The 25,541-nt window shown below is 70.5% G+C and carries 22 protein-coding genes and 1 pseudogene; 6 read left to right on the top strand and 17 right to left on the bottom strand.

All coding sequences use genetic code 11. From position 1 onward, the window contains the following. Positions 1-240: 240 nt before the first annotated feature. Positions 241-1,725 (top strand): hypothetical protein, encoded by a 1,485-nt coding sequence (locus tag AB0J06_RS14325; RefSeq protein WP_357428375.1) that lies wholly within the window; start codon positions 241-243, stop codon positions 1,723-1,725. 59 nt (positions 1,726-1,784) lie between these two features. Beyond that, complete coding sequence (locus tag AB0J06_RS14320) at positions 1,785-3,341, top strand: hypothetical protein (RefSeq protein WP_357428373.1); 1,557 nt, start codon at positions 1,785-1,787, stop codon at positions 3,339-3,341. Here the strand turns inward: AB0J06_RS14320 and paaE are convergent. The 5 genes from paaE to paaA all read right to left on the bottom strand — a co-directional run bounded on the left by paaE (position 3,329) and on the right by paaA (position 7,087). Continuing rightward, on the bottom strand, positions 3,329-4,435 hold the full coding sequence (gene paaE, locus AB0J06_RS14315; RefSeq protein WP_357428371.1) for a 1,2-phenylacetyl-CoA epoxidase subunit PaaE: 1,107 nt from the start codon (positions 4,433-4,435) through the stop codon (positions 3,329-3,331). The genes AB0J06_RS14320 and paaE overlap by 13 nt on opposite strands. 13 nt (positions 4,436-4,448) lie before the next feature. Beyond that, entirely contained in the window at positions 4,449-4,925 is a 477-nt protein-coding gene (gene paaD, locus AB0J06_RS14310; RefSeq protein WP_357428451.1) for a 1,2-phenylacetyl-CoA epoxidase subunit PaaD, read from the bottom strand. Positions 4,926-5,004: 79 nt separating this feature from the next. Beyond that, positions 5,005-5,730 carry a 1,2-phenylacetyl-CoA epoxidase subunit PaaC gene (gene paaC / locus AB0J06_RS14305; protein WP_357428369.1) on the bottom strand — a complete coding sequence of 242 codons (726 nt, stop codon included), beginning with the start codon at positions 5,728-5,730 and terminating at the stop codon, positions 5,005-5,007. After that, on the bottom strand, positions 5,727-6,014 hold the full coding sequence (paaB, locus tag AB0J06_RS14300; protein ID WP_357428367.1) for a 1,2-phenylacetyl-CoA epoxidase subunit PaaB: 288 nt from the start codon (positions 6,012-6,014) through the stop codon (positions 5,727-5,729). Before paaB ends, paaC begins: the two co-directional genes overlap by 4 nt. Beyond that, positions 6,011-7,087 carry a 1,2-phenylacetyl-CoA epoxidase subunit PaaA gene (paaA, locus tag AB0J06_RS14295; protein ID WP_357428365.1) on the bottom strand — a complete coding sequence of 359 codons (1,077 nt, stop codon included), beginning with the start codon at positions 7,085-7,087 and terminating at the stop codon, positions 6,011-6,013. Before paaA ends, paaB begins: the two co-directional genes overlap by 4 nt. 382 nt (positions 7,088-7,469) lie before the next feature. On the opposite strand from paaA, the gene AB0J06_RS14290 reads away from it, so the two are divergent. Next, positions 7,470-8,387 carry a hypothetical protein gene (locus AB0J06_RS14290; RefSeq protein WP_357428363.1) on the top strand — a complete coding sequence of 306 codons (918 nt, stop codon included), beginning with the start codon at positions 7,470-7,472 and terminating at the stop codon, positions 8,385-8,387. 49 nt (positions 8,388-8,436) lie between these two features. Here the strand turns inward: AB0J06_RS14290 and AB0J06_RS14285 are convergent, their stop codons facing one another. From AB0J06_RS14285 to AB0J06_RS14275, 3 genes are read right to left on the bottom strand one after another with little or no spacing between them, the layout of a single operon-like run. Beyond that, positions 8,437-9,291, bottom strand: coding sequence for a menaquinone biosynthesis protein (locus AB0J06_RS14285; protein ID WP_357428361.1), 855 nt, complete (start codon positions 9,289-9,291; stop codon positions 8,437-8,439). 36 nt (positions 9,292-9,327) lie between these two features. Next, the gene (locus AB0J06_RS14280; RefSeq protein ID WP_357428359.1) at positions 9,328-10,695 is read right to left on the bottom strand and encodes an MFS transporter; all 1,368 of its coding nucleotides are present in this window, start codon (positions 10,693-10,695) and stop codon (positions 9,328-9,330) included. A gap of 41 nt (positions 10,696-10,736) precedes the next feature. Then, positions 10,737-11,318 carry a helix-turn-helix domain-containing protein gene (locus tag AB0J06_RS14275; protein WP_357428357.1) on the bottom strand — a complete coding sequence of 194 codons (582 nt, stop codon included), beginning with the start codon at positions 11,316-11,318 and terminating at the stop codon, positions 10,737-10,739. A gap of 173 nt (positions 11,319-11,491) precedes the next feature. On the opposite strand from AB0J06_RS14275, the gene AB0J06_RS14270 reads away from it, so the two are divergent. After that, a complete protein-coding gene (locus AB0J06_RS14270) occupies positions 11,492-13,600 on the top strand; it encodes an AAA family ATPase (RefSeq protein WP_357428355.1) in 2,109 nt (702 codons plus the stop codon). Positions 13,601-13,695: 95 nt separating this feature from the next. Here the strand turns inward: AB0J06_RS14270 and AB0J06_RS14265 are convergent, their stop codons facing one another. Beyond that, the gene (locus AB0J06_RS14265; protein ID WP_357428353.1) at positions 13,696-15,297 is read right to left on the bottom strand and encodes an alpha/beta hydrolase fold domain-containing protein; all 1,602 of its coding nucleotides are present in this window, start codon (positions 15,295-15,297) and stop codon (positions 13,696-13,698) included. A 178-nt stretch (positions 15,298-15,475) separates the two neighbouring features. Between AB0J06_RS14265 and AB0J06_RS14260 the strand changes: the two genes are divergently transcribed. Beyond that, a complete protein-coding gene (locus AB0J06_RS14260) occupies positions 15,476-16,246 on the top strand; it encodes a VOC family protein (protein WP_357428351.1) in 771 nt (256 codons plus the stop codon). 30 nt (positions 16,247-16,276) lie between these two features. Here AB0J06_RS14260 and AB0J06_RS14255 read toward each other — a convergent pair whose 3' ends face one another. The 4 genes and pseudogenes from AB0J06_RS14255 to AB0J06_RS14240 all read right to left on the bottom strand — a co-directional run. Next, positions 16,277-17,062, bottom strand: coding sequence for an ABC transporter ATP-binding protein (locus AB0J06_RS14255; protein WP_357428449.1), 786 nt, complete (start codon positions 17,060-17,062; stop codon positions 16,277-16,279). Between the two features lie 101 nt (positions 17,063-17,163). Then, positions 17,164-18,282 (bottom strand): iron ABC transporter permease, encoded by a 1,119-nt coding sequence (locus AB0J06_RS14250; RefSeq protein ID WP_357428349.1) that lies wholly within the window; start codon positions 18,280-18,282, stop codon positions 17,164-17,166. Further along, the gene (locus AB0J06_RS14245) at positions 18,279-19,214 is read right to left on the bottom strand and encodes an ABC transporter substrate-binding protein (RefSeq protein WP_357428347.1); all 936 of its coding nucleotides are present in this window, start codon (positions 19,212-19,214) and stop codon (positions 18,279-18,281) included. Before AB0J06_RS14245 ends, AB0J06_RS14250 begins: the two co-directional genes overlap by 4 nt. 359 nt (positions 19,215-19,573) lie before the next feature. Further along, positions 19,574-20,887, bottom strand: a pseudogene (locus AB0J06_RS14240) (M14 family metallopeptidase); the annotation flags it as partial. Positions 20,888-21,097: 210 nt separating this feature from the next. Between AB0J06_RS14240 and AB0J06_RS14235 the strand changes: the two are divergent. Continuing rightward, positions 21,098-22,459, top strand: a complete 1,362-nt coding sequence (locus AB0J06_RS14235) for a C39 family peptidase (RefSeq protein ID WP_357428344.1) — start codon at positions 21,098-21,100, stop codon at positions 22,457-22,459. 59 nt (positions 22,460-22,518) lie between these two features. On the opposite strand, the gene AB0J06_RS14230 is transcribed toward AB0J06_RS14235, so the two are convergent. The 4 genes from AB0J06_RS14230 to mqnE all read right to left on the bottom strand — a co-directional run bounded on the left by AB0J06_RS14230 (position 22,519) and on the right by mqnE (position 25,491). Beyond that, on the bottom strand, positions 22,519-22,758 hold the full coding sequence (locus tag AB0J06_RS14230) for a hypothetical protein (RefSeq protein WP_357428342.1): 240 nt from the start codon (positions 22,756-22,758) through the stop codon (positions 22,519-22,521). Positions 22,759-23,354: 596 nt separating this feature from the next. Beyond that, positions 23,355-23,654, bottom strand: coding sequence for a DUF4229 domain-containing protein (locus tag AB0J06_RS14225; RefSeq protein ID WP_357428340.1), 300 nt, complete (start codon positions 23,652-23,654; stop codon positions 23,355-23,357). Between the two features lie 53 nt (positions 23,655-23,707). Continuing rightward, positions 23,708-24,130 (bottom strand): hypothetical protein, encoded by a 423-nt coding sequence (locus tag AB0J06_RS14220; RefSeq protein WP_357428338.1) that lies wholly within the window; start codon positions 24,128-24,130, stop codon positions 23,708-23,710. A gap of 191 nt (positions 24,131-24,321) precedes the next feature. Further along, positions 24,322-25,491 (bottom strand): aminofutalosine synthase MqnE, encoded by a 1,170-nt coding sequence (gene mqnE / locus AB0J06_RS14215; protein ID WP_357428447.1) that lies wholly within the window; start codon positions 25,489-25,491, stop codon positions 24,322-24,324. Positions 25,492-25,541: the final 50 nt, after the last annotated feature.

The following is a 25,541-nucleotide window of genomic DNA, read 5'->3' as shown; positions in this document are numbered from 1 at the left end:
AGACGATGCGCCCCTCGTGTCCGCTCGTTGTGATGGAGTAGAGGACGTCGGCACGCTCCGCATCTTTGAGCTGACCCTCCTTGTTGACTCGGAGACCGGATCGGCCCGCCAGGTTCCGGATGGGACGCGACGATGACCGCAACCACTCCACCGAAGCAGGGAACGGCCGGCACGGGCGACGAGTCGAGGCACGCCTCCACGACGAGGGAATCCCCCCACGATTCCGTGACGGACACAACGATGCCCTCGAATCGCACCTGGGAAGATCCGACCGCGGCCGGGGGTAGGGCGGTCGGACCGCGCGCCCGACTCGCCGCGCTGGTCCGGTTACTCCGCAAGCACCTCGGCATCACGATTCTGATCGGGCTCGGGGTGCTCCTCCGGGCGCTCTTCATGGTCGGCTATCCGCCGGCGTTCTGGTTCATGGGCGACAGCGGCAACTACATCATCATGACGTACGCCCCGCTGGAGCCCCACCTGCAACGTCCCCTCGGGTTCGTGGTGATGCTCCGGGCGCTCCGGCCGACCGGCACGCTCGTCGCGGTGGCCGCGTTCCAGCACCTGCTGAGCCTGCTGGTGGCGCTCGGTGTGTACCTCCTGTTACAGCGCCGGGGCGTCCCCCGCTGGCTTTCCTGCCTTGCCGCCGCTCCCGTGCTCTTCGACTCGCTGATGCTGACGATGGGGCACTACCTGCTCCCCGACATGCTCTTCACCGCGCTGTTCGCGGCCGCCGTCGGCACGCTGCTCTGGTCGCCCAGGCCAGGCGCCCCGGCCAGTGTCTCGGCGGGCCTGCTGATCGCCGCGGCGTGGTTCACCAAGCCGACCGCCCTGCCCGTGGCGCTGCTCCTCGGGCTCTACCTACTGATCCGGCGAGCCGGTTGGCGGTGCTTCGTCGGATACGCCGTCGCGTTCCTCGTGCCGTACGTCGGTGTGCTGGCCTGGGTCGGCGACCGGCCCAGCGTGTACGGGTCCCAGAGCGGCACCGCCCTCTACGGACGCACTGCGATCATCGCCGACTGCGCCCGGCTGAAGCTGACTCCGGAGCAACGCATCGCCTGCCCCGACCAGCCGCTCGGCCAGCGGTGGGACCGCGCCGACGCGTTCTACTGGCGGCGCCCCGATCGGATGAGCGACGCCTGGATGGCGGCGCCGGAGGGCCGGAAGGCGCTCACCGGCTTCAGCCTGGAGGTCATCAGGCAGCAGCCGCTCGACTATCTGGCCATCGTGGCGAAGGAGAGCGCGGCCCACTTCGTGCCCGGCCTCTACCTGGGACCGATGAACGAATGCCTGCGGGAGCGGCTGGTCCCGCCGACGTCATTCCGCGCAAGAGCTCACGTACGGGACCTGTGTCCGCCGGCGCAAGCCGGGCCCGACTTCCACGCCGCACCGATCGTGCCCAACAGGGCCGCGGTCGCGACGCCGCTGACCCGGACGCTGCACACCTACGGCGAATACGCGCGACAGATCCCCATTGTGCTTTCGCTCGCCGTGCTGATCACCTTCGCGGCGCTCGTCGCCCGGCGACGCGTCCCGCGACGAATCCGGCTCGACGCCCTCCTGTTGGTGCTGGCTGGTCCCGGTCTGGCCATCTTCACCGTCGCGATCGGCATGTACGAGCCCCGCTACGCGCTACCGGCCCTGCCGCTCGCCGCCGTGGCCGCCGCACTGGGCTGGCATGGCCTCGCCCACCGGACGGGCACACGCGGGGGGCGCAACACCGGCTAGCGTGAGCCGGTACCGCGCCAGGGCGGTCGAGCGAGGGAGTCTCGCAGGAGGAGGGTGGCGTGAGCACGGCGGCCATTGACGGCACCGCGACGACTGACTCGCCCCGGCGGGCTCCCACCGGATGGCCCGGCCTGGTCATGACTCTTCGGCGGCACGCCGCCTTCGGCGCGGTCCTGACGCTCGCGGTGGGGCTGCGTTGCCTGCTCTACCTCGCCTACCGCCCGGCGCTCAGGTATTCCGACTCCGGCATGTACATGCGGGGCGCGGCGATGGATCGTCCGCTCGTCGACCGTCCGTACGGCTACTCCGCATTCCTCAAGCTCCTCCTGCCGCTGCAGTCGGTTGACGTGGTCACCGTCCTGCAACACCTCATGGGGCTCGGACTGGTCGTCGCGGGCTACGCCTTCCTGATCCGCCGCGGAGTGCGGCGGTGGCTCGCCGCGCTCGCGGTGACGCCGGTCGCCCTGGACGCCCGGCAACTGGTGCTCGAGCACTTCATCCTCGCCGAGGCCCTTTTCACCGCGCTGCTCGCGGCGGCGATACTGCTGCTCGCCCGGCGAAATCCACCCGGCCCGCTGGTGGCCGCGACCGCCGGCCTGCTCGTCGCCACCGCCGCGCTGACCCGCTCGGTAGGGTTACCGATCGCCGGCCTCATCGTGTGCTACCTGCTCGTCCGCCGGGTGCGCTGGCACTCGCTCGCCGCCTTCGCGGTCGCGCTCGTGGTGCCGTTGGGCGGCTACCTCGTCTGGTACCACTCCGCCCACGGCGTGTACGCGTTCGGGCAGTACGACGGGCGGTTCCTCTTCGCCCGCACGGCCACGTTCGCCGACTGCGACGTGCTTGAGCTCTCCGATCGGCTCCGTGAGCTCTGTCCCGAGCAACCGGTCGGCCAGCGGCCCCAGCGCAACGACGAATACGTCTGGACCGACATCACGATCGCCCACCGCAAATACCGCGACGTCCAGCACGACCCGTTGCTGCGTGAGTTCGCCGTCGAGGCGATCACGCAGCAGCCGGGGGACTATGCCGCGATGCTGCTGCGGGAGACCGGCTGGCACTTCATACCCGGCCTGGTCGAATTCGACGACGGGCAGCGCTGCCTGGCACGGGCCTGGCAGCTGCCGGTGCGGGACGCGGACACCTGCCAGACGAGCATCTATGTGCGGGACCGCCTCGGCGGCCCCGCCGTCAACTATGCGCAGATCGAACGGCTACGCCCGGCGCTGAAGGCATATTCGCAGCAGGGGAAGATCCCCGGTCCGTTGTTGCTGCTCGGAGTCCTGGCCGCCCTCGCCGCAGCGGTGTGCCGGCCGGGACGCCCCGGCTGGGCCGACGGACGCGATGCGACGCTCATCGCCGGCGTGGGCCTGGCCCTCGTCGTCATCTCCGTGGCGACGAGCATGCACGACCCGAGATACGTCGTGCCGGGCCTGTTCTTCATGGGGATCGGCGCGGCCCTCGGCGTGCACCGTCTGACGTCCGTCTGGGGGCCACCGGCCGAAGCGGCGCCGGTCCGGCTCCAGGTGGACCCCCCAACGTTCAGGGTGCCGTCCCCCCGTCGGCCCGCGGACGACAACGAAACGGCTGACACGCCGGCGTTGCGTCAGCCGTCGTAGTCGACGACGAGGCGGTCGCTGAGCGGGCTGGACTGGCAGGTCAGCACGTACCCGGCGGCCACCTCGTCCGGCTCCAGCGCGTAGTTGCGCGCCATCGCGACCTCGCCCTCGACCACCTTCGCGCGGCAGGTCGAGCAGACCCCGCCCTTGCAGGCGTACGGGAGTTCAGGGCGTGCCCGGAGGGCCGCGTCGAGCACGCGCTCGTCACGCCCCATGCGCAGGTTCGACGCCCGCCCGTCGAGCAGGATGGTGACCTCGGTGCCCGACGTGGTCGTGGGCCGTACCGGCGGCGCCGGCGGCTCGGCGACGTGGAAGAGCTCGGTGTGCACGGCCCGCTCGGGCACACCACGGGCCGCCAGCACGTCTCGCGCGTCGGTGACCAGGCCGTACGGGCCACAGAGGAACCACTCGTCCATCCGCTCGGCCGGCACCACCGTGTCGAGCAACCGCCCGAGCCGATCGGCGTCGATGCGCCCGGAGAGCAGCTCCGCGTCCTGCTGCTCCTGCGAGAGCACGTGCACGATGTGCAGCCGCGTCGGGTAGCGGTCCTTCAGATCCGCGAGCTCCTCGGCGAACATCACGCTGCGGGCGGTGCGGTTGCCGTAGAGCAGGGTGAACGTGCTCTCCGCCTCGGTGGCCAGGGCGGTGCCGACCAGCGCGAGGACGGGGGTGATCCCCGACCCGGCGACGACGGCGGCGTAGTGCCGGGCGCGGTCCGGGTCGAAGGGCGTCGTGAAGTGCCCCAGCGGCGGCATCACCTCGACGGTGTCCCCGACGCGCAGCCCGGTGGAGGCGAAGCGCGAGAAGGCCCCGTCCGGGATCTCCTTGACGCCGATCCGGAGCCGGCCGCGCCCGGCCAGCTCCGCGGGGGTCGAGCAGATGGAGTACGACCGGCGCACGTCGTCACCGGTGACGGCGTCGATCCGGCGGACGGTGAGATGCTGCCCGGCCCGGAAGGCGAAGGCGTCACGGAGCGCGTCCGGTACGGCGAAGGTGATCGCGACGGCATCGTCGGTCAGCCGGTCGACCGCCTCGACGGGCAGGGCGTGGAAGGTCGGCCGCCGGCGCGCGGGCCGGGTGATGGTCACAGTCACGTCGGGTCACCCGTCACAGCGGTTTGATGTGGTCGAAGGGCTCGGCGCAGGCGCGGCAGCGCCACAGGGCCTTGCACGCGGTGGAGCCGAACCGGCTGAGCTGTTCCGTCTCGGCGGAGCCGCAGCGGGGACAGCGCAGCGTCAGGGTGAGCGGCACGGGTCCGCCACGCGGAGCCGGCCCGGGTGGCGAGATGCCGGCGGCGGCCAGCTTCCCCCGCCCCGACTCGGAGATCCAGTCGGTGCTCCACGCCGGGGCGTAGACGGTCACCACCTCGGCGTCGGGGTGACCGGCGGCGTAGAGCGCGCGACGGATGTCGTCCCGGATCACGTCCATCGCGGGGCAGCCCGTGTAGGTCGGCGTGATCGTCACGGTCACCCGACCGCTGCCGCCGTCGACCTGCACGTCGCGCAGGATGCCCAGCTCGTCGATGGTGATCACGCGGATCTCCGGATCGACCACCGCCGCCACGGCCTCGCGGGCGCTGGTCACCATCCCGGCCTTCCGTTCGCGACTGCCCGCGCCCCAGCGGCCGGGAGCGGTCGCACGGGCGCACGCTCACGCCTCGCGCTCACCAGTCCGCTCCGGGATGCGCGCGGTGCAGCACCTGCATCTCGGCGAGCAGGTACGAGAGCTGTTCGCTGTGCACCCCGTCGCGTCCGCCGCCGGGCGCCCAGCCGTCGGCGGGCCGGGTCAGTGTCGCCTCGGCGAGCACCCGTTCGACCGTCGACAGCCACGGCCCGCGCAGCGTGGCCGGATCGATCGGCGCGCGGTCGTCGCCGGCGAAGAGCTCATGGGTGTACGGCCAGAGTTCGTCGACGGCCGCCTGCATGCGCCGGTGCGACTCGTCGGTGCCGTCCCCGAGCCGGACCGTCCAGACCGAACTGTGGTCCAGGTGGTAAGCGGACTCGTTGCGGGCCTTCGCCCCGATCGCCGCGAGCCGTTCGTCGCCGCAGCCGGCCAGCGCGGTGTAGAGCGGCAGTTGGTAGGCGGAGAGGAACAACAGCTTGGCCATGGTGACCGCGAAGTCACCGTTGGGCAGCTCGACGAGGAGGCAGTTGCGGAATTCGCGGTCGTCACGGAGGAAGGCGAGATCATCCTCGTCCCGGCCCGTGCCCTCCAGCTCCCCCGCGTACGACAGCAGCAGCCGGGCCGCGCCGAGCTGGTCGAGGGCGATGTTGGCGAGCGCCACGTCCTCTTCCATCTCCGGAGCGGCCGCGTACCACTCGCCGAGGCGCTGCGCCATGATCAGCGCGTCGTCGGCCAGCCCCAGGACGTACTCGACGGAGGCGGTCACAGGTGGGCCACCCCGTCCGGGACGTCGTAGAACGTGGGGTGCCGGTAGACCTTGTCGGCGGCCGGCTCGAAGAAGGCGTCCTTCTCGTCGGGGCTGGACGCGGTGATCGCGGCGGCCGGCACGACCCAGATCGAGACGCCCTCCTGGCGGCGGGTGTAGAGGTCACGGGCGTTGCGCAGCGCCATGGCCGCGTCGGGGGCGTGCAGGCTGCCGACGTGGCTGTGCGACAGCCCGCGTCGGGCCCGTACGAACACCTCCCACAACGGCCAACTCACGTCACTCATGCTGCGGCCTCCTGCCGTACCCGGTGTTTCGTCGCGTAGGCCGCGGCGGCCTCGCGGACCCAGGCACCTTCGGCGTGGGCCCGGCGGCGGTGGTCGATCCGCTGCCGGTTGCACGGGCCGTTGCCCTTGATCACGCGCATCAGCTCGTCGTAGTCGGGCTGTGTGTAGTCGTACGCCTGACGCTCGTCGTTCCAGCGCAGCTCAGGATCGGGCAGCGATAGTCCGAGGATCTCCGCCTGCTGCACGCACATGTCGACGAAGCGCTGCCGCAGGTCGTCGTTGGAGAAGCGCTTGATCTTCCACGCCATCGACTGCTCCGAGTGCGGGGACGCGGCGTCCGGCGGACCGAACATGGCGAGCGAGGGGTACCACCATCGGTCGATCGCGTCCTGCGCCATCGCCTTCTGCGCGGCGGTGCCGTGCGACAGGGTGTGCAGGATCTCGAAGCCCTGACGCTGGTGGAACGACTCCTCCTTGCAGACCCGGATCATCGCGCGGGCGTACGGGCCGTAGGAGCAGCGGCAGATGGGCACCTGGTTGACGATCGCCGCGCCGTCCACGAGCCAGCCGATCGCGCCGACGTCCGCCCAGCTCAGCGTCGGGTAATTAAAGATCGAGCTGTACTTCTGCCGCCCTTCGAGCAGCATCTGGACCAGCTCGTCGCGGTTGACGCCGAGGGTTTCCGCCGCGGCGTAGAGATAGAGGCCGTGTCCGGCCTCGTCCTGGACCTTGGCGAGCAGGATCGCCTTTCGCTTCAGCGAGGGGGCGCGGCTGATCCAGTTGCCCTCCGGCTGCATGCCGATGATCTCCGAGTGGGCATGCTGGGCGATCTGCCGGATCAGCGTCTTGCGGTAGGAATCCGGCATCCAGTCGCGTGGCTCGATCTTCTGGTCCGCGTCGATGACCGCGGCGAAGTAGTCGTGCAGGGCCGCCTCGTCGGCGCCCTGCGGGCCGGCGGCGGCCGCCAGCCCGCGCGCAGCGGCGTCCCGCAGCGCCGTCTCGGCAGCCTCGACCTCTTCGAGGAGTCCGCCGGACGGTCCACCGTCGGGGCCGGGGAAATCGTTGCCATACACGGAACAAGTGTTACAGCTGAACTATCACCAAGCCAAGAGGCGTAACACAACTGCCGCTGCGGATTTACTCTCAGTAACCGCTCCACAACGATACGACCGCGGCGAACCTCCACTGTCGAGCAATGACTCGGGCCACAATCCCTTCCGCCCAATCACGTAGCCAGCGGCATGGGAGGCAGAAAACCGGACGGGATCCGGGGGACGTCGACAGGGCCTGGAACCGCGACGGGTGGGCGTTCCCATTTCAGTCCGTAAACTTCACAGCGTTACCGCTGCCTTCCGCCCGTAACCGCTCCAACTGCGAAAACGCCTCTCCCCCACCCTGCGGCAATATCACTTTCGGTTACGGCCGTACGCCCCCGTATCTCTGGAGCCACCCCCCATGCGTCCCCGCGCGATGATGTCGATCGCGATCGCGATGATCGCGCTCGGCGCCCTCCTTCTCGTGCCCGCCGGCTACCGCAAAGTGACCGGCGACAACGCCGTCGGCCTCTTCGGCGGCTCCGGTGGAACGGGAGGCTCGGGTAACGGCGCGAAGTGGAACGCGTGGCGCACGCTCACGCCCCGCACGGTCGACCTTCCGGCCGACGGCTTCTCGTCCTGGGCGCTCCTCAACCGCGCCACGGGCGAGATCAGCGGCTCGCCGAACCTCGCCGCGACCAGCACCGCCGAGTCGATGATCAAGGTGTGGATCGTGGCGGACCACCTGCGGCGGACGACCGAGCAGGGCACGCAGCCCACGCCGGACGACCTGACGCTGGCCAGCCGGGCGATCCGGGACAGCGACGATCTGGCCGCCCAGGAGCTCTACGCGGCCAGCGGCAAGGACGCCGGCGTCACCCGGATGATCCGGATGTGCGGGCTGACCGACACCCGGCTCTTCACGGTCGAGACGGGGTGGTGGGCGCTCACCCAGATCTCGGCCCGGGACGCCGTGCGCATGGGCGAGTGCGTCAAGAACGGCACGGCCGCCGGGCCGAGGTGGACCACCTGGGTCCTCAATGAGATGACCGAGGTACGGGGCACGGTCGCCCCCGCCGACCAGCATGAAACCTCGGGTGGGGGCCGCTGGGGCATCGTCGACGGGCTCCCTGACGAGCTCGTCGAGCAGGGGCCGATCGGCATGAAGAACGGCTGGACCGTGGCGAAGAGTGAGCAGCAGTGGCACGTCAACTGCCTCGCCGTCGCCGACGACTGGGCGCTCGCCGTGCTGCTGCGCTACGACGAGCGGAAGGGCCTCGGGTACGGGGCCACGACCTGCGCGGACGTGGCCGCCCAGTTGGCGGCGCCGAAGGCCTAGCCGGGCAGGGCGCCGCGGTTCTGTCGCCCGCCCGGCGGGGTGTGACGGATCAGAGCGAGAAGAACGCCGGCCCGTCGGCCGGCAGGGCCGGGGCGGCACCCAGCTCCGCGGCCCGCCGGGCGAACTCCCGCAGTCCGGCGATCTGTCGCTCACCGAGCGAGAAGTCCAGCACCCGGAAGTACGACGCCAGCGTCGCCGCGTCGAACGGCTCCCACCGGGCCGCGGCCTCCGCCACCTCGTCCAGCTCCGACAGGCAGAGGTCGCGCGAGCGCAGGAACGCCTCGTGCACCTCCTTGACCTGACCGGGGTGGGCTGCGGCGAAGTCGCGCCGTACCGCCCAGACCGCGAAGACCATCGGCAGTCCGGTCCACTCCCGCCACGCCTGGCCGAGATCCGTCACGGTCAGGCCACGACGCGGCGCCTCGTAGAGCGCGCGCAGCGCCACATCACCGATGAGCACCCCGGCGTCCGCCTCCAGCAGCATCTGCGTGAGATCGGGAGGGCAGGTGAAGTAGTCGGGACGGGCCCCGTACCGCTGGGCGAGCAACATCTGGGCGAGCAGCACCCCGGTGCGCGAGGTGGAGCCGAGCGCCACCTTGGCGCCGTCCAGGTCGGTCAGGGGCAGCGTTGATACCACGTTCACCGACAGCACCGGCCCGTCGCTGCCGACCGCCAGATCCGGCAGCAGCAGCAACTCGTCGGCGTGCCGCAGGTATTCGACGTGGGAGATCGGACCGATGTCGAGGTCACCGGCGACCAGCGCGGCGCCGAGCCGTTCCGGTGAGTCCTTGTGCAGGTCGACGTCGATCAGCGCGCCGGAGCGCATCAGGCCCCAGTAGATCGGTAGGCAGTTAAGGAACTGGATGTGCCCGACCCGGGGTCGCCGGAGTGCACTGTCGCTCATGCCGCCGCCTCGCTGCGCTCGCCGACGACCTGAGGCTCAACCCCACTGAGCTGGCTGATTCGCTCGCTCCGATCGCTCATGATCCCCACCGTAGCCACCGCCCGGTTCCGGTGCGCGCGCGGCCGGGGAAACAGTGGCCGAGCCCGCACCCGTTGGGGTGCCGAGGGGCTGCCTCGGGGGGTTCGCCTCAGCGGCGAGTTCCCGTCGCACGGCGCGGCGTACCGGGACCACGAACGCGGCCACGACCAGCAGGCCGGCGATCCCGCAGGCCGCGACCAGTGGCCGGGGTTCGGCCAACTCAAGGAGTACGCCACCGACCAGGTAACCGAACATCGAGGCGCCCTGCACCGCCGCCCCGAAGACGGCGAACGCCCGCCCGCGCGCCGCCTCGGGCGTTCGGCGGGCCAGCACCACGTTGTTGAACACGTTGTCGCCGCCGTTGCACAAGCCACCGAGCAGCCAGAGCGGGACCAGCAGTGGCGCGGTGGAGACCGCCGCCGAGGCCAGGACCATGAGGCAGCAGCCGCCCAACATGGCCAGTCCGACCTGCACCAGCGTGCTATCCGCGGTCCACCGCCGGGCCAGCCGGACGAAGATCCACGCGCCGACCAGTACGCCAAGCGTCCACGCCCCGGTCACCAGGCCGTACATGGTGGTCGTACTACCCAGCGTCTCCCGGACGTAGAAGACTTCGATCACGTTGATCGCTCCGACCGCGCCGATCACGCCGGCCAGGGTGGCGACCATCGCGACCAACAGCGGGTCGCGCCGTAGCCGCCAGGTCGGGGCGGATGTCCCGCCGAGCGGCTGGGTCCGGATCGCGCTCCGGGCACCACCCCGGCGGGTGCGCAGTAGCAGCCCGGCCACCACGAGGGCCAGGTAGCTGCCCGCGTCGAGCAGCAGCGGAAGGCGGGTGCCGAACTGCCCGACCAGCAGGCCGGCCAGCGCCGGTCCGGCGAGAGCACCGAGCGTGGCGGCGGTCTGGTTGAGCGCGCTGGCGCGGGGCAGGTCATCGGCGCGGACCATTGCCGGCACCAGCGCGGAAAGCGTGGGCTGGGTGACCGCGAGACCGGCGGCGAGCAGCGCGACCAGCGCGATGATCAAAAGCGGGTGGCTGGCGTACGCCAGCGCGGCACAGACGGCGGCCTGAACGAGCCCGGCGCCGACCAGCAGGATGCGACTGTCCACTCGATCAGCGAGCCGACCGGTCAACGGCGCCAGCACGACCAGCGGCAGCGTCGCGGCGAGCAGCAGCCCGGAGACGGCCAGCCCACCGGCCCCGGCGGACTGCAACGCCAGCGTCAACGCGGCGGCCGCGAGGAAGTCGCCGCAGGTCGAGAGGGCCCGCGCGGCGGCGGCGAGGTAGACGTCGGACCAGCGCGACTCGCCAGATGCGAAAGACATACTTCGAAGATAATCCTTCACACCTGATCGACTCAAGCCCGTCAATCGATGGGCAGCGCCTTGTACTGCACGGCCACCGTGCGCGCCCCCGTTGGCGGCGCCGCCCGATTGCGCTTCCGGTAAGGCTCGACCAACCGGTCCACCGCCGCGTTCAACCCGGCCAACTCCTCGACGGTTAACAGCAACAGGGAGTCATAGAGCCGAGTTTGCTCGTACCAGTCGGCCGGCTCGCCGGGCGCCCGCCGCAACCAGTCCCGGGTGCGCTCCAGATCCCGAGCGAGCCACGTCTCCAGCAGGGCACGCTCGGCGGCCCGCGTCTCCGGCTCGGCGGCCTGCCCGGCGTCCACCCCCCACGACCGCACGGTGCTGCGCCACAACCGCTCCCGGGCGTCCCCCCGGCTCGGCGCCTCCTCGACAAGGCCGAAGCCGGCCAGGGCCCGCAGGTGATAACTTGTCGCGCTCGGCGACAGCCCGGCCACCTCCGCGCACTCCGTGGCGGTCACCGTCCCGCCGGTGGAGGTGAGATGTTCCATGATCGCTAGTCGCGCCGGGTGCGCGAGCGCGCGCATCACCTGCGGGTCGGTGATCGTCGCCCGATGCTGATCGGGACGTGCCTCGGTCATAGGGACATGATGCCCCGCGGTATCTCGATCGCCGCCGGGTGCATTGACGCGTAGGATGAAACGCCGCGCGCCACCGCGCGCCTCTTCCCAACCGGGCACAGCCGGCACCGCGCTGACGGAGCGCCGGGCGGCCCAGGTCACCGATCATCAACGCGCGCCGGAAGGTACGTCGGATGACCCTGCCTGCCCACCAGACGATCACCGAAGACGACCTCGACAGCCAGCTCGGGAACGAGCGGGCGCACCTCGACGCGTCCCGCGCCGCGCTGCGCCGCATGCGCGAACACGCCGAGGCGCTCTTCTCCACCGGTCACAACGTCGCGGGGGACGCCTACGCGGCGGAGACGCTCGGCCGTCACCTCTCCCGCCGGGTGGCCGAACTCGCCGACAACCCGAACACCCCGCTCTTCTTCGGCAAGCTCCACCTCTCGCCCGTTGATCATGGTCAAACACGCGACATTTCCGACTCACCGATGGCGCGTACAACCATGATCAACGAGGAGGAGCGGGCGGCGGAGGTCTTCCACATCGGGCGGCGGCACGTCACCGACGACGCGGGCGAGCCGATGGTGCTCGACTGGCGTGCGCCGATCTCCCGCTCCTTCTACCGCGCGAGCGTCCGGGACCCGCAGGGGGTGACGACCCGGCGCCGGTTCGGCTTCAGCGGGGGCGCGCTCACGAGCTTCGAGGACGAGCACCTCGATCGGGGCGAGGAACTCGGCATCGCCTCGCGCATCCTGACCGCCGAGATCGAACGGCCGCGCGTGGGCCCGATGCGCGACATCGTCGCCACGATCCAACCCGAGCAGGACGAGCTGGTCCGGGCCGAGCTGGAGACGTCGATCTGCGTGCAGGGCGCGCCCGGCACCGGGAAGACCGCCGTCGGCCTGCACCGCGCCGCCTACCTGCTCTATCTGCACCGGGAACGGCTGCGCCGCTCCGGCGTGCTGGTCGTGGGCCCCAACCGGGCGTTTCTGTCGTACATCTCCGGGGTGCTCCCCGCGCTCGGCGAGGTCGAGGTCGAGCAGGCCACGGTGGAGGACCTGCTGACCCGGGTGCCGGTGCGGGCGGTCGACGACCCGGCGACCGCCACCGTCAAGCACGACCCGCGGATGGCAGAGGTGCTGCGCCGGGCCCTGGCGACCCGCATCCGGAAGCCGACCGGACCGATCGTCGTCTCGGACGGCTCGTTCCGGTGGCGGGTGGGAGCCGAGGCGTTGTGCCGGGTGGTGGACGAGGTGCGCCTCGAAGGACTGCCCTACGGCACCGGCCGGGAACGGGTACGCGCTCGCGTGGTCGGACTACTGCAGCGGCAGGCGGAAGCGCGCCGCGCCGAATCCCCCAGCGACGCCTGGCTGCGCCGCACCGGGCGCGCCAAGCCGGTCACCGGGTTTCTCGACGAGGCCTGGCCGGCGGTCACCCCGGAGGCCCTGGTCTTCGCGCTGCTCTCCGACCCCGACGCGCTCGCCGCCGCCGCCGGCGAGCTGCTCACCGCCGACGAACAGGCGGTGCTGCGGTGGGCGGAACCGCCCCGCTCGGTAAGGGCCGCGAAATGGACCGCCGCCGACGCCGTCCTGATCGACGAGGCGGCGGGCCTGATCGAACGGACGGCGAGCTTCGGGCACGTGATCGTCGATGAGGCGCAGGACCTGTCCCCCATGCAGTGCCGGGCGATCGCGCGGCGCAGTGAGCACAGCTCGATCACCCTCCTCGGGGACCTCGCCCAGGGCACCTCGCCCTGGGCCGCGACCGACTGGCGGGAGTCCCTCGCCCACCTCGGCAAGCCGGACGCCGCCGTGGTGCCGCTGACCATCGGGTTCAGGGTGCCGGCCGCCGTGGTGGCGTTCGCCAACCGGTTGCTGCCCGCGCTCGCGGTCGACGTACCACCGGCCGTGTCGCTGCGTGCCGACGGCACGCTCGACCTCCGTACCGCGCCCGATGTGGATGCCGCGACGGTGGCCGAGGTGCGCGGGGCGCTCGCGCACGACGGCTCGGTGGCCGTCATCGCCGCCGACACGGCGGTCGACCGGCTCCGCGCGGCGCTGCTCGCCGCCGGCATCGAGACCGCGACAGCGGACCGGGTCGACGCCGCGGCGCGGGTCACCGTCGTGCCGGCGACGCTGGTGAAGGGCCTTGAGTACGACCACGTGGTGGTCGTCGAACCCGCCGAGATCGTCGACGCCGAGCCACGCGGGCTGCACCGCCTCTACGTGGTGCTCACGCGCGCGGTCTCCCGGCTCACCGTCGTGCACGCCGCCCCGCTTCCGGCACCGCTCGGCTGACGTCGCTGGCGTCGCCGTGCTGTTCTGAAGTGGGTGCCCCGACGAACCGGCAATCGTCGGGGCACCCCCTGTCCGGCCCGGGCGGCACAGCTGCGTCACCCGGCGCGGCCGCCCGTCGCGTGCGACGTGGTGAAGGCGGCGTGCAGGGCGTTCGCCGCGTGCTGCTGAGCGTCCCGCGCCGCGTCCAGCACCGGCGTCATGCCGAAGAACTCGTGCGGCACGCCCTCGTAGTGCCGGCACTCCACCTCCACCCCCGCCTGCATCAGCCGGTCCGCGTACCGCTGCCCCTGCGTCCGCAGCGGATCGCGCTCGGCGGTGATGACGAGCGTCGGTGGAAGGCCGCCGAGCCGGTCCACCGGGACGTCGAGAAGGTTGACCCGGGGATCCTTGGCCGCGTCGGGCGTGCGAAAGGTGTGCTTGGCGAACCAGCTCAGCATGGCGCGGCTCAGCGGCCGGGCGTCGGCGGAATCGGCGTACGAGTCGTTGTCGACGGCACCGGTGACCAGCGGGTAGACGAGCAACTGGAAGACCGGGACCGGCTCCCCTGAGTCACGCAGCCGCAGACAGGTCGACGCGGCGAGGTTGCCGCCGGCCGACTCCCCCGCGATCGCGACCCGGTGGGCATCCCCGCCGATGTCCGAGGCGTGGTCGTAGACCCATCGGGTCGCCTCCAACGCGTCGTCGTGCGCGGCGGGGAAGGGGTGTTCCGGGGCGTGCCGGTACTCCACCGAGACCACGATGCACTGCTCCCGGTTCGTCAGTCCGCGCGGCGTGGCGTCGTACGAGTCGAGGTCGCCGATGACGAAACCGCCGCCGTGCAGGTAGATCAGGATCGGCAGCGCCTTCGACGTGACCGACGGGGTCGGGCGGTAGATGCGCAGCGAGATGTCGCCGCTGGGACGGGGGATCGTGATGTCCTCGATCGAACCGACCGGTTCCGGATCGGCGGGGCGACCCGAATCGGAGAGGACGCGGGAGACCGCGTCCGCGGGGGTGGGCTGCTTGCGCGCCTGCTCCGGTTCGAGGATCTCGATCGGCTTGGGGTTGAGCGACGCGTACGCGTCGAGGACCTGCTGCGCCTGCGGGTGGAGCAGCCCGGAGGCGTCCGTCGCGAGCCGTTTCTGCCGTCCGGTCGACTTGTCCCGGACCTTGTCGACCATGGCGGCCGGAGTCCCGAAGGCACGCGTGACCGGCGGCCTGCCCGTCGCCGACGGGTGCGGACGGGTCGGCGCCCTGCGCTTGGCGTCCGCGAACAGGTCGCCCAGCTCGCCCATCCGCCGCGGGCCCACCGCGTTGCGCAGCGCGGGCAGCGACTCCTGCTCCTCTCCCGGCACGTGACGTCGCATGTCCGCGATGAGATGGGCAAGGGCTTCCTCGAAATCCGGGCTGCCCGGGTCGTTACGGTCGATCGCCGCCATCGCCTCCTGGATCCGCTGATGCTCGTCGCGGATCCGGTCCGTCAGGCCGTGGCCATCCGCCGCCGCCTCGGACAGGTCCGGGTAGACGGCCAGCTCCTCGGCCGTGGTGTGCATCGACAGCAGGAAGACGAGTTGGTCGGCGAGGGTGCGACGGTCGCCCCGGTTGGCTTCGAGGTGCTGGAAGAGCCGCTCGATCGCGGCGTGATCGTCACTGATCGCCCGGTCGACATCGCCGGGCAGCGTCTCGTACGGCAGCGACATGGCGTCCTCCAAGAGCATCGGCTGAATTCGGGAATACCCCGTAAAAGGGCTCTGATGCCGTTACGGCGGGAGCACCGTGGCGGGCCGCCGTACCGCGTCGACGGGACCGCCTTCTCGGGCAAGGCCCTGCGCGTTCTCCGGACCCGGTGCCAGGATCGCGGTAGGGAGCCGACGCAGGCTCCGGGTGGGAGGAGCCATGGCGGACAGTTCCGCCCCGAACGTCCCCAGCTGGGTCGACCTCGGCACGCCCGACCTCGATGACGCGACGCGGTTCTACACCACCCTGTTCGGTTGGAGCGCCAATGTGTCGCCGCAGCCGGAGGCGGGCGGCTACACGATCTTCACGAAGGACGCGAAGGCCGTCGCGGGGGCGGGCCCGCTGTTCACGGAGGGGCAGCCTCCGGCCTGGTCGATGTACGTGTCGACCGACGACGCCAACGGCGCCGCCCGCCGGGTCGAGGCGGCCGGCGGTGTCGTGTTGGTGCCCCCGTTCGACGTGCTGGACCAGGGGCGGATGGCGGTGTTCGTCGATCCGGCGGGCGCACCGTTCTCGGTGTGGCAGCCGATCGAGATGGGCGGCGCGGAGCTGTTCAACGTGCCCGGCGCGCTGTGCTGGACGGAGCTGACCACCCGCGACCCGGAGGGCGCCAAGGCGTTCTACGCCGCGGTTTTCGGGTGGGGCGTCAAGGACAACGCGTTCGGGCCGGTGACGTACACGGAATGGCTGGTCAACGGCAGGTCGGTGGCGGGGATGATGCCGATGGTGGGCGAGCAGTGGCCGGCCGACCTGCCGCCGCACTGGATGGTCTACTTCGCGGTCAACGACTGCGACGCGACGGCGTCGCACGCAGCCGAGCTGGGCGGGACGGTCTCCGTCGCCCCCACCGACATTCCGCAGGGACGGATCGCGGTCATCAACGACCCCCAGGGCGCCTACTTCTCGGTGATCAAGATGTCCCAGACCTGAACCCCGACATCCGCGTGATCACCGGACCGATCACGGGCGGCGCGGGTGGGGGCGCACGGGTACGACCAACGGGCCGTGCTCGCCGGCCACCACGCGTACCCGCGCACGGTAGTACTTCGCGAGCAACTCCTCCGTGAGCACCTCGCTCGGCGGTCCCGCCGCGGCCACCCGCCCCTCCGCGAGCAGCACCATACGGTCCGCGTACTCGCCGGCGATCGAGAGGTCGTGCATGGTCGTCAGCACCGTCAGCCCGTGGTCGTGCCGCAACTGGTCGACCAGCTCGAGCACGTCCTGCTGGTGCCCGATGTCCAGCGCGGTGGTCGGCTCGTCGAGCAGCAGCAAGGTGGCGCCCTGGGCGAGCGCGCGGGCCAGGAAGACCCGCTGCCGTTCGCCCCCGGAAAGCGTGACCAACTCCCGGTCACCGAAGCCGGTCAGGTCGAGCCGCTCGAGCACCTCGCGCACGGCGGACAGATCCGTCGCCGACTCCCGTCCCAGCGGGGCGATGTACGGAGTGCGCCCCAGCAGCACGTAGTCGAAGACCACCATCCCCGGCGGCACGACCGGGGACTGCGGGACGGTGGCGACGATCCGGGCACGGTCCCGGCGATGCAGCCTGGCGCTCGGCGTACCCAGCAGGGAGATGGAGCCGGTCGCGGCGACGAGGCCGCCGACGGCACGCAACAGGGTCGACTTGCCCGCGCCGTTCGGACCGATCACGGTGATCCACTCGCCGGCGGCGACGGTGAGGTCGACGCCGTCGAGGATCCGCGCGCCGCCCAACTCGACCCGCAGGTCCCGCACCTCGACCGCGCTCACCGACTCCGCGTTCCGTTCACGACTGCGGGGCTCGCTGCGCTCACTCCTCGCGCTCACCGACTCCGCGTTCCGTTCACGACTGCGGGGCTCGCTGCGCTCGCTCACGCCACCACCCGCTTCGCCGTGCGCAGGACCAGCACGAAGAAGGGCGCCCCGAAGAACGCGGTCACCACGCCGATGGGGATCTCCGCGGGGGCGGCGACGGTCCGGGCCACGAGGTCGGTCAGCGTCAGGAACGCGCCGCCGAAGAGCATCGACAGCGGCAGGATCGCCCGGTAACTTGCGCCGGCGAGCAGCCGTACGGTGTGCGGGACGATGATCCCGACAAAGCCGATCAGGCCGGTCGCCGAGACGGCCGCGGCAGTGCCGAGCGAGGCGGCGGCGACCAGGATGTAGCGCGAGCGCAGCGGGTGCAGCCCGAGGCTGCTCGCCTCGGCGTCGCCGACGGAGAGCACGTCGAGTTCGCGGCGGTGCAGCAGCACCACCACGGCGGTCACGGCGGCGTACGGCAGCACCAGCAGCACGTCGTGCCAGCCCGCGGTGCCGAGGCGCCCGAGCAGCCAGGAGTAGACCTGCTGGATGCTGTCGCTGTTGCGCTGCAGCAGGTACGTCTGTCCGGCGGCGAGGAAGGCGGAGACGGCGACGCCGGCCAGGATCAACGTAGCCGGCGACGACCGGTCGCGGCCCCCGGCGGCACCCACCAGGTACGTCAGAAGCACGGCACCGACCGCGCCGACGAACGCGGCGAGCGGCACCGTCATCGGCAGTTGATCGATCCCGGTGTCCGCCCCGCGCATGGTGATCACCGCCGTCACACCGAGGCCGGCGCCGGCGGCGACGCCGAGCAGGTGTGGGTCGGCCAGCGGATTACGGAAGACGCCCTGGTAGGCGCCGCCCGCGAGGGCGAGCAGTCCGCCGACCAGCAACGCGAGCACGACCCGGGGCAGCCGCAGCTGCGTGATGATCGCGATCTCCCGCTCGGTGAGCCCGCTGTCGATGTGCACACCGGGGACGAGGTTGAACAGTTCGGCGGCGACGCTGCCCGGCGGCAGACTCACCGGCCCGACGGCCAGGCCGGCGATCGCGGCGAGCAGGGCGGCGACGAATCCGACCGCGAGCCAGCGGGGGCGTAGGCCGCCCGGGCGCGTAGGCCTGACCCAGGAGGGCTCCCCGGCGACCGCGGACGCGGCTGCCGGGGAGCCCGATGGGCGCAGTGTCACGCCGCCGGCACCTTGGCGGCCGCTTCCACGATCGTCCGGAGCAGCTCGACCGCGCGGGGGCCCCAGCGCGAGGCGATGTCGTCGTCGAGGGCGACGACCTGACTGTTCTTGACCGCCGTGACGCCGACCCAACCACTACGGGCCTTGACCGTCTCCGCGGTCTGCTTGCAGCACTTGGTGTCGGCCAGGAAGATCAGGTCGGGGTTGGCCTTGACGATCGACTCCTGGGAGAGCTGCGGGTAGCCGCCCTTGGCGCCGTCGGCGTCGGCCGGGTCGGCCACGTTCTCCATGCCGGCCAGGGTGAAGAGCGAGCCGACGAAGGTCTGGCTGGTCACCGTGAAGTAGGTCGGGTCGAGCTCGTAGTAGTACGTGAGCTTCTTCGACCGCTGCGGCAGGTCCTTGACGAGCGTGGCGATGTCGTCCTTCATCCGCTTCGTCAGGTCGGCCGCCTCGTTCGGGTGGCCGGTGAGCGTCCCCAGGTCGCCGATCTGCTTGTACGAGTCGTCCAGCGTCTTGGCCGCCGGCGCCACGTAGACCGGCACCTTCAGCTTCGTGAGCTGGTCGACCACCTTGTTCATGTCGTTGGAGAGCACCACCAGGTCCGGGCTCTTCGCCGCGATGGCCTCCGCGTTCGGGTTGAAGCCCGACAGATCGCTCTTCGGCGCCTCGGCCGGGTAGTTGGAGTTGTCGTCGACCGCGGTGACCTGCTTGCCCGCCCCGATCGCGAAGAGGATCTCGGTGGCGGTCGGCGAGAGCGCCACGATCTTCTCGGGACGCTTGTCGAGGGTGACGGTGCCGACCGTCACCGGGAACGTCGCGCTGCTGCCGCTCGGGCCGGCCGCCGGCCCGTCGGCCGAGGTGTCGGCGCACGCGCCGAGGGCCATGCTCGCCGCAGCGAGCAGGGCGGTGACAACTATGGGGGTGCTTCTCATCTGTCCTCCTGTCGGTCGAGGAGCTGGTGCTTCGCCGACAGGGGCCGGTTGATCGGTAGGCGCCCCGCCTGCGAGGCGCCCTTCCTCGAGAGCGCTTGTCGCGACCGCGCCGCAGGCGGCCTGGCTCGTCCTCCGCGGCAACGGCGCCGGAGGGCGGCCGGTGGTCTGCCCGCCGAGGCGGCGGGGCGGGGGCATCACAGTTGCGGGACAGCGCCGGATTTGCACCGGCTTCGCTGCGGAACAGTCGGTAGAACGGTAGCGCACTGACCAGGGACGTTATGTCGCCGGATCACCGATCATGGAACACCCCGCCGTCCAAGGAGAGGTCCTTGATCGACGGGGTGACCCACTGTGCGCTAGCAGTACTGCGCCTGCTTGCCGATCGCCCGGTACGGGCAGTCGGCGTACTCGCTGAGGATCAGCACGGCCTCGCGGTTACGCGAGGTCTGGGCCGGGATCACCTCGTCGGGCGGGTAGAAGCCGCCGCCCGAAGCGGAGCCGGGGTACATCTCGAAGGTGTACGCCCAGATCCTGTGGGTCGCCCACATCCAGTCGATGCTGTCACCGTCGGTGATGTAGAGATCCGAGGACTGCTCGGGGGTGTAACCGTTGGTGTTCGCCATCTGGCGACCGATGGTGGCGAAGGTGTTGTACTGGTCGGCGTTCATCCCCGTGGCGGTGTTGGCCGTCGTGTAGCCGTACGGCCAGAGCACCAGCTGTGAGTAGGTGTGGAAGTCGATGTTCGCCTTGATCTGCTGGACGCCGCCGACGACGCGGCTGTTGACGAAGTCGCGCAGCGCCCGGGTCTCGGGGGCCGAGAAGGCCGAGGGCCCGCGGTAGGTCTCCGACGACGTGCTGCCGGAGGAGCCGCCGCAGCAGCCCCAGTTGTAGCCCCAGTTGCGGTTGAGGTCGGTGCCGACGTACGACGATCCGCTGTTGGGCTGGCGGTTCTTGCGCCACGACCGGTACGAGCCGGTGGCGATGTCGTACTCGCTGCCGTCCGGGTTGACCGTCGGCACGATCCAGAGCTCGCGGGTGTTGACGATGTTGGTGATCCGGGAGTCGGAGCCGTAGCTGTCGGTGAAGAGATTGAGCACGTAGATCGCCATTTCGACGGTCAGGTGCTCACGGGCGTGCTGCTGCGAGTTGAAGAGGATCTCCGGCTCGTTCTCGTCGGCGTTGACGTTGTCGGAGATCTTCACCGCCATCAGGTCGCGCCCCTGGTACGAACTGCCGATGCTGGTCTTGCGGGCGATCGAGGGATGGTCGGCGACCACCTTGTTGACGACCGCGGTCAGCTCGGCGTAGTCGTGGTAGTTCGAGTCGGCCGGCGGGAAGGCCATCGTGCTCGGCCCGGAGTCAGCCGGTGGGGCGGCCACCGCCTCGAGCCGGAACCCGAGCGCCTGGATCGCCTTCGCCTCGGAGCCGGTCGCCGAGATGTTCAGGACGCCGTGCTCGACGTAGTCGATGGCGGCGCCGGTGCGGGCCACCGCGTTCCGGTCGGCGACCGTACGGGGACCGAGCACCCGATATTCGCGGGCGGTCTCGCGTGGGGCCGGGTCGGGCTTGGCCTGGGCGGCGATCGGAGTGCTCACCATGGCGAACAGCCCGACGGCCGCGATGACCGCGAGGGCGGTCGCCCGGCGCAGCGAGAGGGGTGGGTGAAGTCGCATTGCTGACCTCCTGGGGGTGTGGAGGATTCCGCTGGTTAGGGCATAACTGCACCACCCGGCCCATGGTCATATCAATATTCATCACGCTCATTTCCATGCCAAGATGACCATCGTTCCGGCAAAGAGTTTCTTGCTATTTACATCTGGCGAAACTTCCTTGCAGGCGGGATAGTGGCGGCAGGAAGTCGTCCCCATACCCGCGGAGCAACCATGGCCAGACCCCGCACCCGCGCGGTCGCCCTCGCCGGCGTCACCGCGCTCGCCCTACTCGGCACCGCGGCCCCGGCCGCCGCGGCGGCGCCCACCACGGCCGGACCCGGATCGACCACATCGGTCACCCACGACGAACAGATCACCTACCAGGACTGGTCGAGCTACCGGCAATGGCGCCGCGGCACGCACGAGGGGACCATCGCGCTTCCGGGGACCCGCACCGGCATCACGCTGCTCAAGCCGACCGGCACCACCGAATACGCCGACCCGCACACCGGCGCCACCCGCACCTGGCAGTACGCCACCTGGACCTCACCGGTCACCCGGATCGGCTTCGACGCCAGCGAACTCGTGGCCTCCTGGAACGCCGAGACCCCCGCCGGCACGTGGATCCAGATCGAACTGCAGGGCACGTACAACACCGGCGACCAGACCCCCTGGTACGTCATGGGCCGCTGGGCCTCCGGCGACCAGGACATCAGGCGCACCAGCGTCAACCGCCAGGGCGACCCGTGGTCGTCGATCTGGACCGACACGTTCTCCATCGACGACGCCAGCGCCGGGGTGCTCCTCCGCGCGTACCAGATGCGGCTCACCCTCTACCGCGCCCCGGACCAGTGGCGCTCGCCGCGGGTCTCGATGCTCGGCGCGATGAGCTCGGCCGTGCCGGACCGGTTCACGGTCACCCCGAGCGCCGGCGGCATCGCCTGGGGCACCGAACTCGCGGTGCCGCGTTACTCGCAGAACGTCCACTCCGGGCACTACCCCGAGTACGACGGCGGCGGCCAGGCCTGGTGCTCCCCCACGTCGACGCAGATGGTGGTGGAGTACTGGGGACGCAAGCCGTCCGCGGAGGACACCGCCTGGGTCGACCCCACCTACCCGGACCCGAGCGTCAACCACGCCGCCCGGATGAGCTACGACTACGCCTACGAAGGGGCGGGCAACTGGCCCTTCAACACCGCGTACGCCGCGTCGTACCGCGGGCTCGACGCGAAGGTGACGCGGCTGCACTCGCTCGACGAGGTGGAACGGTTCATCAAGGCGGGCATCCCGGTGGTGACGAGCCAGTCGTTCCTGGCGAGTGAGCTCGACGACGCCAACTACGGCACGTCCGGGCACCTCTTCGTCGTCGTCGGGTTCACCAAGGACGGTGACGTCATCGTCAACGATCCGGCGTCGTCGTCGAACGACGTGGTGCGCAACGTCTACAAGCGCGAGCAGTTCGAGCAGATCTGGCTGCGGACCAAGCGCTACACCGCGGCCGGCAAGGTGGCCGGCGGCTCGGGCGGCATCGTCTACCTGATCAAGCCCTGGTGGAAGTCCTGGCCGGCCGTGGCCGGCTCGACCAACTGGTAGGCGCAGCCGGGGAAGGCGGGCTCGGCACGGTCAACGGCGACCGTGCCGAGCCCGTCTCGTCACAGCACCTGTGGCAGGTCCCACGCATTGTCCGCGCCGGTCACCTTGTCGATCGTCGGGCCCAGCGTCGGCTTCACGATCGCCTGCTTGATCACCCAGTTCGTCGCCAGCAACTGATAGCCGCTCGCCGTGGCGTACCGGGCGCTCGCCCAGTTCTGCACGCCGACCTTGTGGATCCGGGTCAGCTTGTACGCCTTGGCGAACTCACTCATCTTCTTCAGGAAGTCCGCGACCCGCATCAGCAGCGTGGCGAGCTTGCGGCCGACCGCCGCCGCTCGGGTCGCTGCCAGTGCCGTCTCGAACCGACCGCCACGGACGCCCCCGCCGTGATCCAGGCCACTCCTCCATGGCGTCCGCGTACCGCGTCATCGCGTCCAGGTAGACCTTCACCGGTTGACTCACGCGTCCCCTCTTCCCTCCGGCCGTGGTTCGTTGAGCGCGGCGACGGCCTGCCGTCCGAACTTCGGCGGGCTGCATACCAGGGCACACATCGATTTGTCCGTGAAGACGACCAGGAATCTGCCCCTGCGCAAGATGCCGGCCGGGGCGGGCACGGCCGTGACGATGTGGTTCCGATCCACGTCGTGCAGCCCGTGCGCGACCTGTTCGGACGGACCGAACCAGCGCCTCCAGAAGCCGCTGCCAGGCGGATAGACCAGCTCCGTACGGTAGATCAACAGGCGGCGATCCGTTACCGCGAGGTGAGTTCCCTTGCCCGCGCTGTCGTAGACCGCCTTGGCGATGCGTCAAGATGAACGGTGCGTGGTCCTTGCGGGGAAGGACAAGCTCGGCCCTGAGCGGATATCTCACCCTTACCGTAAGGGGGGCGCGGCGTTCAGCGCTTCGGTTCGCCGTTCTCCGGCTCCACGGGCGACTGGCCGGGGGCCGGCTGGTCGTCGCCCGCGAGGGCGGACCGGAGCCGCTCCTTCTCCGCCTTGCGCCGCTCGGCCGCCTCCGCCATCTGCTGGGCCATCTGGTCGCGCACTCCGCGCAACAGGAAGAACGCCAGTGCCGCGGAGAACGCCACCGCCAACATCAGCTTGATGAAGATGTTGAGATCGACCGGCCAGAGCGCCAATACGACCACGGCGAACAGCCCGATGCGGCCCAACGTGTACTTCACCGCAGGACTCATGTTTGCTCTCCGATCAATTCGCCCGGTCCGGCTCGCCCGGCCAGGCATCCCGCTCAGCTGCGCCGCGCCAGCAACCGGATCCCGTGGAACCAGATCAGCACGTAGACCAGCGAGAACACGGCGGCCGCGATCGCTCCACCGCCGAGCGGCGGCAGGTCGCGCGCGAGTCCGGCGGCGAGCAGCCCCGCCGCGATCGCCACCGCCGCCGCGACCAGCGCGACCGCGATCCGCCCCGCGCCGATCCGCCAGGCCCGGAACTCGTCCACGAACAGCCACACCGGCAGGATCGCGGCGAGCCACCCGTTCGCGCTGCCGAACTCGCCGGCGCCGATGACCATCAGCATCGCGTCGAACAGCGCGAGCACGACCACGCCGACGACGAGGCCGGCCAGGGTCACGCCGACCAGGTCGGGCAGCGCGATGATGCGCCCGTCGGCATCACGCCGCGGGAACCCGTCGCTCTTCGCTTCACTCATGACCAGACGAGGGTACGCGAGCCGCGAGCAGGGCCGGCGCGAAGACTGCCGCCGGGGCGGCCGGCCATGCCCAGGCGCTGTAGTCGACGCGGCATGGCGCGTGAACTGATCGTGGCCGTTCACCGGAATGGTGAACGGCCACGATCACGTCTGCGCTCGGCGCGGCATGAGGCCGGCCGTGCCGGGCGAACCTAAGCCCAGACCTGCTGGGGTTCCGCGCGACGCTCGGCGAGCGACACCGGCGCGTCGTACTCGCGCACCACCTCGTACCTGGTGTTGCGCTCCACCGGGCGGAAGCCGGCGTCCCAGATCAGGTTCAGCAGGTCCTCACGGTGCATCGTGTTGGGAGTGCCGTACGAGTCGGCGTCGTGGGTGATCTTGTATTCGACCACCGACCCGTCCAGGTCATCGGCGCCGAAGTTCAGCGACAGCTGCGCCACGGACAGCCCGTGCATCACCCAGAAGCACTTCACGTGCGGGACGTTGTCGAAGAGCAGCCGGGAGACGGCGAAGGTCTTGAGCGACTCGGCCGGTGAGGCCATTGTGGTCCGCGCCTGGATCCGGTTGCGGATCTTCCCATCCGAGGAGTCAACGAAGTCATGCTGGTAGCGCAGCGGAATGAAGACGGTGAACCCGCCGGTCTCGTCCTGCAGCTCGCGCAGCCGCAACACGTGGTCGACGCGGTGCCGCGGCTCCTCGATGTGGCCGTAGAGCATCGTGGACGGGGTGCGCAGCCCCTTCTCGTGGGCCAGTCGGTGGATCCGCGACCAGTCCTCCCAGTGGCAGGCATGGTCCACGATGTGCTGGCGGATCTCCCAGTCGAAGATTTCGGCGCCACCACCGGTCAGCGACTCGAGCCCGGCGTCCATCAGCTCGTCGAGGATCTCGTCGGCCGGCAGGCCGCTGATCTTCTCGAACCACTGCACCTCGGTCGCGGTGAACGCCTTCAGCTTCACGTTGGGGAGCGCGGCCTTCAGCTCACGCAGCACCTTGGGGTAGTAGCGCCAGGGCAGCGTCGGGTGGAGGCCGTTGACGATGTGCAACTCGGTGAGCTGCTCGTCCTCCATCTCCTTCGCCTTGCGCACGGCTTCCTCGATGCGCATGGTGTATGCGTCCTTCTCGCCCGGCTTGCGCTGGAACGAGCAGTACGCACAGGATGCGCTGCAGACGTTCGTCAGGTTGAGGTGCCGGTTGACGTTGAACATCACCCGGTCACCGTTCATCTCGGTGCGCTTGTGATGGGCAAGCCGCCCGAGCCACGCGAGGTCGTCGCTCTCGTAGAGCGCGACGCCGTCCTCACGGGTCAGCCGCTCTCCGGCGTACACCTTTTCTTCCAGCTCACGCTTGAGTCCGACATCCATGTCCGCCCCGCCCTTCCAGCAGCGATCCATGACCGAGCGTACGTGGACGG

Source organism: Micromonospora sp. NPDC049679, assembly GCF_040659735.1.
In the GTDB taxonomy this organism is placed as follows: domain Bacteria; phylum Actinomycetota; class Actinomycetes; order Mycobacteriales; family Micromonosporaceae; genus Micromonospora_I.
This window is presented reverse-complemented; position numbering and strand designations above follow the sequence as displayed.